The 12,305-nt window shown below is 72.7% G+C and carries 14 protein-coding genes; 4 read left to right on the forward strand and 10 right to left on the reverse strand.

Translation table 11 applies throughout. The annotated features are described in order from the left end of the window. Window positions 1-29: 29 nt before the first annotated feature. The 7 genes from A7B18_RS17145 to A7B18_RS17175 all read right to left on the reverse strand — a co-directional run bounded on the left by A7B18_RS17145 (window position 30) and on the right by A7B18_RS17175 (window position 6,689). Window positions 30-290, reverse strand: coding sequence for an MrpF/PhaF family protein (locus A7B18_RS17145; protein WP_102127915.1), 261 nt, complete (start codon window positions 288-290; stop codon window positions 30-32). Then, the gene (locus A7B18_RS17150) at window positions 287-787 is read right to left on the reverse strand and encodes a Na+/H+ antiporter subunit E (RefSeq protein WP_102127916.1); all 501 of its coding nucleotides are present in this window, start codon (window positions 785-787) and stop codon (window positions 287-289) included. Before A7B18_RS17150 ends, A7B18_RS17145 begins: the two co-directional genes overlap by 4 nt. Beyond that, on the reverse strand, window positions 784-2,322 hold the full coding sequence (locus A7B18_RS17155) for a proton-conducting transporter transmembrane domain-containing protein (RefSeq protein ID WP_102127917.1): 1,539 nt from the start codon (window positions 2,320-2,322) through the stop codon (window positions 784-786). The genes A7B18_RS17150 and A7B18_RS17155 overlap by 4 nt, the downstream gene beginning before the upstream one ends. Beyond that, window positions 2,319-2,774 (reverse strand): sodium:proton antiporter, encoded by a 456-nt coding sequence (locus A7B18_RS17160; protein WP_102127918.1) that lies wholly within the window; start codon window positions 2,772-2,774, stop codon window positions 2,319-2,321. Before A7B18_RS17160 ends, A7B18_RS17155 begins: the two co-directional genes overlap by 4 nt. Before the next feature lie 142 nt (window positions 2,775-2,916). After that, on the reverse strand, window positions 2,917-3,402 hold the full coding sequence (gene nha / locus A7B18_RS17165) for a cation/proton antiporter, MnhB/MrpB subunit (RefSeq protein ID WP_102127919.1): 486 nt from the start codon (window positions 3,400-3,402) through the stop codon (window positions 2,917-2,919). Continuing rightward, entirely contained in the window at window positions 3,399-5,723 is a 2,325-nt protein-coding gene (gene mbhE / locus A7B18_RS17170; protein WP_102127920.1) for a hydrogen gas-evolving membrane-bound hydrogenase subunit E, read from the reverse strand. The genes nha and mbhE overlap by 4 nt, the downstream gene beginning before the upstream one ends. 297 nt (window positions 5,724-6,020) lie before the next feature. Then, on the reverse strand, window positions 6,021-6,689 hold the full coding sequence (locus tag A7B18_RS17175) for a hypothetical protein (protein WP_102127921.1): 669 nt from the start codon (window positions 6,687-6,689) through the stop codon (window positions 6,021-6,023). A 293-nt stretch (window positions 6,690-6,982) separates the two neighbouring features. Here A7B18_RS17175 and A7B18_RS17180 point away from each other — a divergent pair, with 293 nt between their 5' ends. Continuing rightward, window positions 6,983-8,071: a 3-deoxy-7-phosphoheptulonate synthase gene (locus A7B18_RS17180; protein WP_102127922.1), complete on the forward strand. Its 1,089-nt coding sequence runs from the start codon at window positions 6,983-6,985 to the stop codon at window positions 8,069-8,071. Window positions 8,072-8,089: 18 nt separating this feature from the next. On the opposite strand, the gene A7B18_RS17185 is transcribed toward A7B18_RS17180, so the two are convergent. Beyond that, window positions 8,090-8,539: a helix-turn-helix domain-containing protein gene (locus tag A7B18_RS17185; protein WP_180970211.1), complete on the reverse strand. Its 450-nt coding sequence runs from the start codon at window positions 8,537-8,539 to the stop codon at window positions 8,090-8,092. Window positions 8,540-8,567: 28 nt separating this feature from the next. Beyond that, the gene (locus A7B18_RS22925; protein WP_281260171.1) at window positions 8,568-8,693 is read right to left on the reverse strand and encodes a hypothetical protein; all 126 of its coding nucleotides are present in this window, start codon (window positions 8,691-8,693) and stop codon (window positions 8,568-8,570) included. A 281-nt stretch (window positions 8,694-8,974) separates the two neighbouring features. Between A7B18_RS22925 and A7B18_RS17190 the strand changes: the two genes are divergently transcribed. Genes A7B18_RS17190 through A7B18_RS17200 form a run of 3 tightly spaced genes read left to right on the forward strand, consistent with a single transcriptional unit; the run spans window position 8,975 to window position 10,707 of the window. Further along, entirely contained in the window at window positions 8,975-9,151 is a 177-nt protein-coding gene (locus A7B18_RS17190) for a DUF2256 domain-containing protein (protein ID WP_102127924.1), read from the forward strand. After that, the gene (gene uvsE, locus A7B18_RS17195; RefSeq protein WP_281260172.1) at window positions 9,148-10,113 is read left to right on the forward strand and encodes a UV DNA damage repair endonuclease UvsE; all 966 of its coding nucleotides are present in this window, start codon (window positions 9,148-9,150) and stop codon (window positions 10,111-10,113) included. Before A7B18_RS17190 ends, uvsE begins: the two co-directional genes overlap by 4 nt. Window positions 10,114-10,164: 51 nt before the next feature. Then, a complete protein-coding gene (locus tag A7B18_RS17200; protein WP_102127930.1) occupies window positions 10,165-10,707 on the forward strand; it encodes a 3'-5' exonuclease in 543 nt (180 codons plus the stop codon). Between the two features lie 28 nt (window positions 10,708-10,735). On the opposite strand, the gene A7B18_RS17205 is transcribed toward A7B18_RS17200, so the two are convergent. Beyond that, window positions 10,736-12,085, reverse strand: a complete 1,350-nt coding sequence (locus A7B18_RS17205; protein ID WP_342747181.1) for a phosphodiester glycosidase family protein — start codon at window positions 12,083-12,085, stop codon at window positions 10,736-10,738. Window positions 12,086-12,305 lie beyond the last annotated feature (220 nt).

Here is a 12,305-nt window from a genome sequence, read left to right on the forward strand (position 1 = left end):
GCCCCCCTGTGGGCCCCGAGCCGACCGCCTCACCGCATCACCCGCCCCACGAGCAGATAGCGCGTGAGGGCCACCGTGGAGAGAAAGCCCAGCAGGCTGAGCACGAGGGCGGCGTCGAGGGTTACGAGCAGCCCGGTCTTCACGGCGATCAGGGTGAAGAGGACGACCAGATTCACGCTCAGGAAGTCGAACGCCATGATGCGGTCGCCCCAGGAGGGCCCGCGCAGCACGCGGACGGTGACGAGCAGGACGGAGAGGGTGACGACGCCGAGCGCGAGGTTGACGATCATGGCTCCACCTCCAGGTGGGGGGGCGTGGGCCGCAGGAGACGCAGCAGGCGGTCTTCGACCTTCAGGATGGCGGCGCGGGCGGCCCCGGCGCTCGCCGTGCCGATGGCGTGCGCATAGAGCGTGCGGCGGTCCGCGCTGAAGCCCAGGACGACCGTGCCCGGCATCAGCCCGATGGTGGCGGCCAGAAAGGTCAGCGCGCCCTCCCCCCGCAGGCGCAGCGGCACGGCCACGATGGCCGGAGTCAGGGGCGGGTCCGGGCGCAGGGCGAAGAGCGCGACCTGCACGTTCGCCACGGTGAGTTCGCGCAGGAAAAAGCCCACGAACGCCAGCCCCGCCAGGACCCGGCCCACGTACGCGTGGGTGGCGAGCGCGCGCGGAAACAGGGCCAGGACGGCGAAGCCCACCGCGAAGCCGATGGTGAGTTCCCGGGTGCCGACCTGCCCCGCGAAAAGCGCCCACACCACGGCGAGCAGGAGGTTGAGGGTCAGCCCCCTCACTTCACCGCCTCCTCGCCCGTCGGCGCCGGGGGGATGACCACCGGCGCGTCCCCCAGCACCCCCCGGACATAGCGCGCGGGGTCGCGCAGCTCGGCGGCGGTGGCGTCCGCCCGGGCGAAGAGCGGCCCCGCGAAGAGGCTCAGCCCCGCCACGAGCGCGCAGGCCGCGTAGGCGGCGGCGTGCAGGGGGCGGGGCACCCGGTACACCGGCAGCCAGTTCGGGTGCTGCCCCCAGAAAAAGCCCCGCCAGACGTTCAGCATCGCGTACAGGGTGATCAGGCTGCTGAGCAGGGCGCTCGCCACCGCCAGCCCCGCCAGGAGCGAGCCCTGCGCGAGCCCCGCCCGCACGAGCGCGTACTTCGCCACGAAGCCGCCGCTGGGGGGCAGCCCCGCCACCGTCAGCGCGCACAGCAGGAAGCAGGCGGCGAGCAGCGGCAGCACGTCGAGCATCCCCCGCACCCGCACCAGCCGTGAGCCGCTCGCCCGCTCGGCCACGCCAGCGACGCAGAAGAGGGCGGTCGTCACGACCACGCTCACCGCGAAGTACCCCACGCTCGCCCGCACCGCCTCCCCGGTGCCCAGCCCCAGCCCGAAGGCGAGGTAGCCCACCGAACTCACCACCAGAAACGACAGGATGCGCCGCCACTCCCGCTGCGAGGCCGCCCCGAGCGCCCCGTAGAGCATCGTCACCGTGCCCAGCCCCAGGAGCAGGGTGTTCGTCACCGCCGCCTCCTGGTTGAAGACGGTCGTGAAGACCCGCAACAGGGCGTACACGCCGACCTTGGTGAGCACCGCCGCGAAGAAGGTCCCCACCGCGGGCGGCAGCGCCGGGTAGGTGCCCGGCAGCCAGAAGCCCAGCGGGAAGAGCGCCCCCTTTGCCGCGAAGACGATCAGGAGAAGGACGCCGACGGCGGTGACGGTGGGGTTGGGCCCCAGCTCCGCCGCCCGCTGGGCCAGGTGCGCCATGTTGAGCGTGCCCAGCACCCCGTACGCGAGCCCGCACGACACCACCAGCAGGGCCGAGGCGGCGAGGTTCATCACGATGTAGCGAAAGCCCTCGCGCAGTTGCTCGCGGGTGGAGCCCAGCACCGCGAGGGCGTACGAGGCCACGAGCATGACCTCGAAGGCCACGAACAGGTTGAAGAGGTCCCCGGTGAGAAAGGACATCTGCACCCCCGCGAAAAGAAACTGCATCAGCGCGAGGAGGTGGTGCTTCTCGCGCACCGGGTCGGGGTCGGCGGCGGCCTGCCACACGGCGAACACGGCGCTCACCGCCCCCAGGACGCTCACCCACGCGGCGAGGCGGTCGGCGGTCAGCACGATGCCGAAGGGCGCGGGCCACCCGCCGACGGCGCCCACGAGCACCGTCCCGTCCGCCGTGGCCGCGAGGAGCCCGAGCGAAAAGGCGAGGGTGAGCCCCGCGCCCGCGAGCGACAGCCCCACCCGCACGGCGCGCGCCGAGGGCCACAGCAGCAACAGCCCGAAGCCCAGCGGCGTGAGGATGGGCGCCAGGGTCAGCCAGGAGAGGTCGCTCACGGCTCGCCTCCCCCCGGGCTGCGGGCGGAGTACACGAGGGTGCGCGGCTCCTCGGGGTCGGGGCGGTCCGGGCCCTGGTGTTCGGGGTCGGCGGCCAGGCCGTCGTCGGCCTCGGGGTCGCGGGCGAGGTTGTCGCCGAAGGCCTCCACGTCGTCGTGCCCGGCGACCTGATACGCGCGCAAGGCCACGGTCAGCAGCAGGGCGGTCGTGGCGAAGCCGATCACGATGGCCGTCAGGATCAGCGCCTGCGGGAGCGGGTCCACGTAGGGCCCTTTCAAGGTCAGCAGCGGCGGCGCGTCCTCCCGCAGCCCCGCCACCGTCAGGATCGCCAGGTTGCCCCCGTAGGTGATGAAGCTCAACCCCAGCACCACCCGCACGATCACCCGCGACAGCAGCAAGAAGACGCCCGCCGCGATCAGCAGGCCGATGAGCAGGGCGAAGAGGGTCTCCATCAGCGGGCCTCCGGGGTGGGGGAGGGTCGCCGGGAGAGCGGGGCGAAGGTCCTCCCCACCCGCCGGCCCACCCGCCGGGGCGCCGCGCTGTCCCGCTCGGCCCGACCGCGTTCCGGGGCGCCGCCGCGGCGGGCGGTCCCCCTCACTCGTCGCCCTCCACGCGCTCCTGCGGGTCCACCCGGATCAGCCCGTAGGCGATGGCGAGGCTGCCCCCCACGACCACGAGGTAGACCCCCACGTCGAAGAGCAGCGCGGTCGCCCACTCGAACTCGCCCGTCAGCGCGGTCGTGAGGTAGCCGTAGTCGCTCTTGAGGAAGGGCTTTCCCAGGAGGTAGGGCACCAGCCCGGTCGTAAAGGAGAGCGCCAGCCCCCACGGGACGAGGCGGGCGGGGTCTATGCGCAGGGCGGTGTGCCCGTAGGAGATGCGGTGCAAGATCAGGGCGCAGGCCGTCATCAGGCCCGCGATGAAGCCGCCGCCCGGCGCGTTGTGGCCGCGCCACAGCAGCAGCAGCGCGAAGAGCAGCACGAGCGCGAAGACGGCGCGGCTCACCGTCCGCAGGATGGGGTCGCCGCTCAGGGGAGCGGGGGTGGGGGGCGCGGGCGGGGGGGGCAGGGGGTCGGGACTCATGCTTCTTCCTTCTCCTTGGGCGGGGGGGAGGCCGGAACGGGTGGGGGCTCGCCCGGCGCGCGGCCCTTCTTGCCCAGCCGCACCAGCCCCAGCACGGCGAGGGCCACCATGCCGACCACCGCGATCTCCCCGAGGGTGTCAAATCCCCGGAAGTCCACCAAGAGGACGTTCACGACGTTGCGGCCTCCGCCGAGCCGGTAGCTGTTTTCCAGGTAGTACGGCGAGATGGGCGGGGCCAGAAAGCGCACCCCCGCGAGCACGAGCAGGGTGGCCCCCAGCCCCGCCGACCCGGCGAGCAGGAGGTCGACCCCGTAGCGCCAGCGGGTGCGCGGCAGGTCGCGGGTGCGCGGCAGGTAACGGAACACGAGCAGGAACAAGATGACGGTGACCGCCTCCACGAGCAGTTGCGTCAGCGCCAGGTCGGGGGCGCGCAGCCCCAGGAAGGCGGCGGCGCTCCCGAAGCCCGTCAGGCCCGTCACGACCACGGCGGTCAGGCGGCTGCGCGCGAGCAGGACCCCGACCGCCCCCGCCACGAGCAGCGCCGCGACCGGCAGCAGCGCGAGCGGCGGCGTGCCGATGGAGTGGAAGACCTGCGGCGAGCGCCACACCGCGTACCCGGCGATCAACCCGGCGGCCCCCAGCATGATCCGGAGCTGGTCGGGCAGCGCGAGGCCCTGGGTGCGCGCGATGAGTCGGCTGGAGAGGATGTTCACCCCCTCGGTCAGCGCGTAGTACACCGTATTCGCGTTCACGCGCGGGGTGAGCCGCCTCCCCAGGGCGCCGACCCGCGCCGCCTGAAGGATCAGCAGCCCCCCCAGCCCCCACGTGACGAACGTGGCGAGCAGCGCGGGCGTGACCCCGTGCCAAAGGCTCAGGTAGCCCCGGTAGGAGGCGAAGTCCAGCGCGTTCTGCGCCGTCCGCGTCAGGGCCCCCGCGACCCCCGGCAGCAGCCCGAAGGCGAGGGCGGTCAGGGCGAGCAGCGCGGCGGGCCCCGTCAGGCCGGGCGGGGCCTCGTGCGGCTCGGCGCCCGGCGGGGAGCGCGGCGGGCCCCAGAACACCCGCAGCAACCGGAAGGAGTAGGCGAAGGTCAGCGCGCTGCCGAGCACGGCGACCGCGATGAACAGGGGCCCCCGGTGCAGCATCGCCTCGTAGAACAGCTCTTTGGAGATGAACCCCCCGAGGGGCGGCACCCCCGCCATGCTGAGAGAGGCGAGAAGCGCGACCGCGAAGGTGACGGGCAGGGCCTTCCTGAGCCCGCCCAGGCGCGGCAGCTCCCGCGTGCCCGTCTCGTGGTCGATGATGCCCACCACGAAGAAGAGGGCCGCCTTGAAGGCCGCGTGGTTGAGCAGATGCGCCGTCGCCGCGAATCTCCCCTCCGCGTCGGAGAGCCCGTACAGGCTCATCAGCAGGCCGAGCTGCGAGACCGTGGAGTACGCGAGCAATGCCTTGAGGTCGGTCTGCCGCAGCGCGATCCAGGCCCCCCACACCAGCGTGGCGAGCCCCACGGGCACGATGATCCCGCCCCACAGCGGGCTGGAGCCGAACAGCAGCCCGAACTTGGCGACGAGCACGACGCCCGCCTTCACCATCGTCGCGGAGTGGAGGAAGGCGGAGACGGGCGTGGGCGCCTCCATCGCGGTCGGGAGCCAGAGGTGGAAGGGGAGCTGGGCGCTCTTCGTGAAGGCCGCGAGCAACGTGAGCAGCAGCGCGGGCACGAAGAGGGGGGAGGCGCGCAGGGCCTCCACGTCGAGCCCGGACAGCGTGGTGCTGCCTCCCGCCAGACCGATCATCGCCACGGCGGCGAGCAGCCCCAGGCCGCCCAGCGCGCTCACCAGAAAGGCCTTGACCGCCCCGTCGCGCGCCGCCGAGCGGGTGTGCCACAGCCCGATCAAGAGGAAGCTCGTGACGCTCGTCATCTCCCAGAAGCCGAAGAGGGCCACGAGGTTGTCGCTCAGGACCAGGCCCAGCATCGAGCCCCCGAAGAGCAGGAGATACGCGTAGAAGCGCCCGAAGCGCTCATGCCCCGAGAGGTACGCCACCGAGTACAGGCTCGACAGCGTGCCGATCACGCCGATGAGCGCGGCGAAGAGCAGCGAGAAGCCGTCTCCCCGGAAGGCGAGCGCGAGCCCCAGGTCCGGCACCCAGCGGGTGACCTCCAGCGCCGGAGCCGCGCCGGGCCCGGCGCCCGCGAGCGGCACGGCGAGGAGCAGCGCGGGCACGAACGCGAGGGCCGCCACGTACCCGGTGCGCCGTCCCAGGCGCGGCCCCAGCCACGCGGCGAGCGCGGCGAGGAGGAAGGGAAGGAAAACGGCGAGCGTCACGGCCCGCCCCGGAATTGACAGTGCATTCGTCTCGCCACCTTGAACCCCATGACGCCGCGCCCTGGGGTTCCGGAGCGCCGCGTGTCTGCGAACTGATGAGCGGTGGCCGTCCCCCTGCGGCCCCCCTGTCCCCGAATCGGCGCCTGGGCGCCCCCGACCGACATGCAAGAGTCAGTCTAAGGGACCCCGGGACGCCCTCCGTTAGACAGGTGTAGGAACGGGAAGCTTTGCTCAAGGTCCTCGGGTGGAAAAACGCCGCCCGGCACGATAACCGCAGCGGCGTTCGGGGAGGAGGGGTCAGCGGCGACGGCGCCCGAGCACGAACCACCCGGCGGCGGCGGCCAGGAAGCCCACGCCCGCGTACGTCCACAGGTTGGGTCCCGGCTGGGGGGCGGCGACCTGACCGCCAGCGGGCACGCCGCCGTTCACGATCACGTCCGGCCCGTCGAGCGCGTCGGCGACGCTGCTCACCGCCGTGAAGATCAGGGCGTACTTGAGGATGTCGTAGCCGATGCCCCGGCTGCGGTAGTAGCTCTGGGGGTAGGGAAAATAGCGGCCCGGCGAGAGCTGATAGCGGTACGGCCCGCCCGGGGTGGCGCTGTAGGTGATGGCGCTGCGCGGCACGCCCGCCGGGAGACGCACGTTCCTCCACGCGCCGAGCTGGGTGGGTGTCACCCGGGCCGCCGCCGCCCGGTTCGCCGCACTCGTGGGGCCGGACGTGGTGGCGCGCTGGGTGGCGCTCGGCGTGCGGGTGGAGGGGAGGGGGGAGCGCGGCGCGGTGGAGGTGTTGCCCGGCGAGGTGGTGCGGGGGGGCGTGTAACGCGGGACCGGGGCCGGGGCGCGGTAGCGCGGGGCGCTGTACCCGCCCCGGCTGCCGCCGAAGCCGCCGCCGCTGCGGCGCTGCGCGTCGGCCACTCCCGCCGCGAGCGCGAGGGTGGTCAGGAGAAGAGCGGGAAGACGTTTCATCTCCCTATACTACGCGCCGGGAAAGGCGGAAGTTCCCGCCGCAGACACGGTTTTGCCCCGGATGAAGGCCGAGGGAAGGCCCGGCTAGACGGCCCCGCGCGCCTCCCGGGGGTCCCGGGCTTAGACTTGAACCATGCCGTTCGGCGCCGCGTTTTTCTATGGGTTCGGCCAGGTTCAGGAGAATTGGCTCCGGGCCTGACGCCAGCGCTGCCACCCCAGCCACGAGCCGCCCGGAGGAAGTCCCCCCTCCCGGCGGTTTTTCTTCGCTCCCCAGGAAAGGACGAGCCCCCGCCATGACCCACCCCGACCCCCTCATCCAACCTGGCCGCACCGAGAACCTCAACGTCTCGGGCTTCACGCCCCTGGTCACCCCCCGCGCGCTCAAGGCGAGGCTGCCGCTGACCCCGCAGGCCGAGCGCACGGTGCTGGCGGGGCGCCGGGCCGCCCAGGACATCGTGCACGGGCGCGACGACCGCCTGCTCGTGGTGGTGGGGCCGTGTTCCGTCCACGACTTCGATCAGGCCGTCGAGTATGCCGGGCGCCTCGCCGGGCTGCGCGAGCGGGTTGATGACCGCCTGGAGGTCCACATGCGTGTCTACGTGGACAAGCCCCGCACGACGGTGGGCTGGCGCGGCTACCTGATGGACCCCGACATGACGGGGGCGAACGACATCAACAAGGGCCTCGCCATGACCCGCGAACTGATGATCCGCGTCTCCGAACTCGGCCTGCCCGTCGCCACCGAACTGCTCGACCCCTTCGCGCCGCAGTTTCTCTTCGACGCGGTGGCCTGGGCCTGCCTGGGTGCGCGCACCACCGAGTCGCAGACCCACCGGGTGATGGCGAGCGCGGTCAGCGCCCCGATGGGCTTCAAGAACGGCACGGGCGGCGGCCTGAAGCTCGCGGTGGACGCCATCGTGGCGGCGAGCCACCCGCACGCCTTTTTCACCGTGGACGACGACGGGCAGGCCTGCATCGTCCACACCCGCGGCAACCCCGACGGGCACGTGATCCTGCGCGGCGGGCGGAATGGCCCCAACTACGCCCCCCAGTTCGTCGCCGAGGCCGAGGCGCTGATGCGCGCGGCGGGGCTCGACCCGGCGGTGATGGTGGACTGCTCGCACGCCAACAGCGGCAGCGACCACACCCGCCAGGGCCTCGTGTGGCGCGACGTGCTCCACCAGCGCACGCGCGGCCAGGAAACGATCAAGGGCCTGATGGTGGAATCGAACCTCCACCCCGGCAAGCAGGCGATCCCCGCCGACCTCTCGGGGCTTCAACCCGGCGTGAGCGTCACCGACGCCTGCGTGGGCTGGGACGAGACGGAGGCGCTGCTGCTCGAAGCGCACGCGGCGCTGGGGCGGGAGACGGTCAGGGGGTGAGGCGCGCGGGCGGAGAGATTACGAAGCCTCCTGGCGCTCCCTGGGCTTGAGCCTGACTTCCACGTCCATGTCCAGGGCATCGGCGATGCGCCGCAGGGTTTCCATGCCGTGCCCGTGGGAGGTGGGGCTGAGCCAGCGGGACACCAGCGGAGGCTTGATCCCCAGCCGCTCGGCGATCTCGGCGCCCGTCAGGCCCCGCTTGCGCAGCACCCGGCGCAGCTCCAGGCTCACGGGGTCCGGCGTCGGGAGGGTCTGCTTCGGGGGGGCCTCATAGCGTCGCTCGACGGTGGTGCCGGGCGTCTGCCCACGAGCCGCTTCCTGAACGAGGTGGGCGATGGCCCGCGACACATTGAGGCGAAAGCCGATCACCTCGCCGGTTTCGGCGTCGAGGGTGGTGGGCACGTCGTTGAGGCTCACCGTGACGCCCTCACGGCTGGGGAAGGGGTGGGTCATGGGGGTGTCGGGCATAGCTCCTCCTCTCCGTTCGCCATCGCGGTCACGACGATGTAGGAGGTCCCGCGCCAGCCGAAAACACATCGTCCAGGGTGAGGGCGTCGAGGTTGATCTCGTTCTGGGCGTGGACGCTCACGCGCAGCTCGCCGCTGTCCAGGGCCTTCCACACCGCCTCCACCTCCCAGTCCAAGACCCCGGCGGTGGAGAAGTCGAAGCCCCGGACGCCCTGCCATGTTCACTTAAAAGTGAACGCTCTGCGTGACTGCCTCAGCTCCTCGCTCCACCTGTCTCGGAACGGCGCCATTGACCCCCTTTCTTCTCTCCCCGCGCCACCTTCACCTTTCCCCACGTTCCGGCACGGTGACGTGCGGCAGACTGTCGCCATGCGGGTTGGCGTGACAGGTGTGGAGGCAGGCAGAACGGACAAGGCAGGCCGGGAGGGGACGGCCTATGCCTGAGCCCCGCAAAAGTTTCGGCGGGGGCCGCAAGCCGGGCGAGCGCCCCAGCAAGGTGTGTCCGGTCTGCGGCCTGCCCTTCACCTGGCGCAAGAAGTGGGAGCGCGACTGGGAGAACGTGCGGTACTGCTCCGACCGCTGCCGGGCGGCGGCGAAGCGGGGGGCCTCGTGACCGCGCCCGCCTTCTTGCCCGCCTACGGCCTGGTGTGCATGACGGTCGGGCCCGAGGTGCGCTTCCGCACGGTCACCCTGACGAATTACCTCAAGCTCTCGCCCGGGGAGCGCGAGGCCAAGCTCCTCGACCTCTACGCGGACAACCTCTCGCGGGTGCGGCGGGCCGCGGACTTCTGCGCCGCCCGGGGCATCCGGCTCTACCGCCTGAGTTCGAGCCTCTTCCCGATGTTCGACCTGGAGGGAGACGACACCGGGCGGGGGGTCCTCGATCACCTCGCGCTGCCCATGCGGGAGGCCGGTCAGGCTTTTCTGGACGCCGGAATCCGGGTGCTGATGCACCCCGAGCAGTTCATCGTCCTCAATTCCGAGCGCCCCGAGGTCCGCGCCTCCAGCGCCCGCACGCTCGTCGCGCACGCGGACACGCTCGACCGCTTCGGCTTCGAGCGCTCGCCCTGGAACCTGCTGCTGCTGCACGGCGGCAAGGGGGGCCGCGCCGCCGAACTCGCCGCCCTCGTGCCCGACCTGCCCGACGGCGCCCGGCTGCGGCTGGGCTTCGAGAACGACGAGCGCGCCTACGGCCCCCAAGACCTCCTCCCCGTCTGCGAGGCGACCGGCGCGCCCCTCGTCTTCGACGCCCACCACCACGTCGTCCGCGAGAAGCTGGAGGGGCAGGAGGACCCCAGCGTCCGCGAGTGGGTCATGAAGGCCCGCGAGACGTGGCGCCCCCCCGAGTGGCAGGTGGTCCACCTCTCCAACGGCATCGACAGCCCGCAAGACCGCCGCCACAGCCACCTGATCACGGACTTCCCGAGCGCCTACCTCGACGTGCCGTGGATCGAGGTCGAGGCCAAGGGCAAGGAGGAGGCGGTCGCGGCGCTGATGGGGCTGCCCGGGGTGCCGCTGCCGACCGCGGAGGAGCTGACCGTGGACGGCGTGCCCCTGGAGGCGGCCCGGGAATAGGCCAGAGGGGCCGCCTCTCCCGTGTGGCCCGGCTGCGCTACCCTGCGGGGCGTGAATGTCGTCGTCTTCGACCTGGAGACCACCGGCCTGTCGCCCGAGCGCGACGCCATCGTGGAGATCGGGGCGTGGCGCGTCCGCGACGGGCGGGTGCAGGAGGCCGAACGCTTCGAGACGCTCGTCAGGCCGCTGGGGGCGGGGGGCGAGCCGCTGCCCATTCCCTGGCGGGTGCAGCGCATTCACGGCATCAGCGACGAGATGGTGCGGGACGCGCCGCACCCCGCCGACGCGCTGCCCGAGTTCCTCAGCTTCGTGGGCGACTCGCCCGTGGTCGCGCACAACATCGGCTTCGACCGGGGCTTCATGCGCGCCGCCGCGGGTCGCCACGGCCTGACCTGGGCGCCCCCCGCCGAACACTGCACCATGCGGCTCTCCCGCCAGGCCTTCCCCGGCGAGCGGTCCCACAACCTCGACGTGCTCGCCCAGCGCCTCGACCTCGGCTTCGCGCGCGGCGGTCGCCACCGCTCTCTGAGCGACGCGCGGGTCACCGCCGAGGCCTTCGTCCGCCTGATGGAGCGGCTGAGGGCTCAGGGGTGAGGGGTGAGGTCGGGCCGGGGCGGACCGCCTACGGTTTCACGGCGGCGGGTGCCCCATGGCCCTTCGGCACGAAGACGATGGCGTTGGGCACGGGCCGACTCCAGACGGTGTTGAGGTAGCCGCCCAGCCCCCCGTAACCCCCCGTCAGGTAGGCGGTCGCGCTGCTGCCGCTGTCGAGCCGCACGGCGTCGCGCACCCCGGCGGCGGCGAGCGCGGCGGCAAAGGCTTCGGGCGACCCGTGTTCGAGGTAGGCGATGGTGGGCTGCCCCGCCATCACCCCGAAGGCGACCTGCCGGGTGGGCCGCCAGACGCCCGCCCGCGTGTCGAACTGCTCGCGCCCCGGGTTGACGACCACCCGTCCCTCCCGCACGAGGAGGGGCCCGGCGCTCAGGGCGTCTTGCGCCGTCGTCCAGGGGGCGTCGGTCGCCTGCCAGTTCAGGGTGGGGCTCAGGGGCTCGCCCACCCCGCGCGGGAGTTGCGGGAAACGGGCCGGGTCGAAGGTGAAGGCGAGCGTTGCGCCGGAGGGCACGTTGCGCCCGGAGACCACCCGTGAGACCGCCGCCGCCCCCGGCGTGAGGTACAGGGTGGTGAGCCCCTCGGCGCCCACGGCGGTGTGCCCGTCTCCCACGAAGGCCGTGAGCAGCTCGGGCCGCACCTTCGCCCCGACGCTATTCACGGTGACGGTGCCGAAAGCGCCGCTCAGCACGTAGCGCGGGCGCGGGTAGCCGAAGAAGGTCCCCCCCTGCGCCGTGAAGCCCACCGTCGCCCGCCGCTCCAGGCTGGGGGCCGTCATCAGCCCGCCCACCGCCACCAGATCGACGGGCAGGTGGCTCGCCGGGTCGAAATACCCGCCGTTCACCCCCGCCACGCCGCCCGCCGCCTTCACGAGGGCGGCCACGTCGCGCGCCGCGCCCAGCGGGGCCGTCACCACCCGCGGCTGGAAACGGGCGGGATCGAAGCTCAGCAGATGCAGCGTTCCGCGCGCCCGGTACGTCACGCCCTCCGGCAGCCCCTCGGGGTCGATGGGCGGCGGCACGCGGGGGTCGGTGTGGGTCGTCGTGTCGATCACCACACGCGGGGGGTCTTCCAGCGTGAACACCTCGGTCGTGCCGCCGCCGGTTCTCAGGCGCACGGTCGTCCGGGCCGTCCTCGTGCCCGCCGGGCCGCCCACCACGCCGGGCTCGACGCCGAGCAGGTCTCCGCTCTCCAGCGTCTGCGAGGACGGGCTCGACGTGACCCCCGGCAGCACCACGCTCAGCCCGGCGCCCTCCCGCGTGATCTGGTGGGGCGCCTCGCCGCTGAGTTCGAGCACCACCCGCTGCACCTCCACCGTGCGGTGCAGCGTCCGGCTCACCCGCACCGTGTCGAGGTTCGCCACCGAGGCCGGGGGCGGGAGGGCCGGCGCCGGGGGAGGAGAGACGGTGGGCGGCGTCGCCGGGACGGAAGGGGTGGGCAGCGGCGCGGCGGGGGTGGAGGGCGCGGGCGTTCCCGGGGCGGGGGGGCGGGAGAGCGGCGGGGAGGGGAAGAGGGGAGATCTCGGGGGGCGCCGGATCATTAAAAAAAAAAAAAAAAGAGAGATAGGCGTAGAAGTGATACAA

The organism is Deinococcus planocerae (assembly GCF_002869765.1).
GTDB classification, from domain to species: Bacteria; Deinococcota; Deinococci; order Deinococcales; family Deinococcaceae; genus Deinococcus; species Deinococcus planocerae.

Bases quoted from the DNA above. Each gene is read 5' to 3' on its own strand.
- A7B18_RS17145 (WP_102127915.1), bottom strand. From the start codon at position 290: ATGATCGTCAACCTCGCGCTCGGCGTCGTCACCCTCTCCGTCCTGCTC.
- A7B18_RS17175 (WP_102127921.1), bottom strand. From the start codon at position 6,689: ATGAAACGTCTTCCCGCTCTTCTCCTGACCACCCTCGCGCTCGCGGCG.
- nha (WP_102127919.1), bottom strand. From the start codon at position 3,402: ATGAGTCCCGACCCCCTGCCCCCCCCGCCCGCGCCCCCCACCCCCGCT.
- A7B18_RS17160 (WP_102127918.1), bottom strand. From the start codon at position 2,774: ATGGAGACCCTCTTCGCCCTGCTCATCGGCCTGCTGATCGCGGCGGGC.
- A7B18_RS17180 (WP_102127922.1), top strand. From the start codon at position 6,983: ATGACCCACCCCGACCCCCTCATCCAACCTGGCCGCACCGAGAACCTC.
- A7B18_RS17190 (WP_102127924.1), top strand. From the start codon at position 8,975: ATGCCTGAGCCCCGCAAAAGTTTCGGCGGGGGCCGCAAGCCGGGCGAG.
- A7B18_RS17185 (WP_180970211.1), bottom strand. From the start codon at position 8,539: ATGCCCGACACCCCCATGACCCACCCCTTCCCCAGCCGTGAGGGCGTC.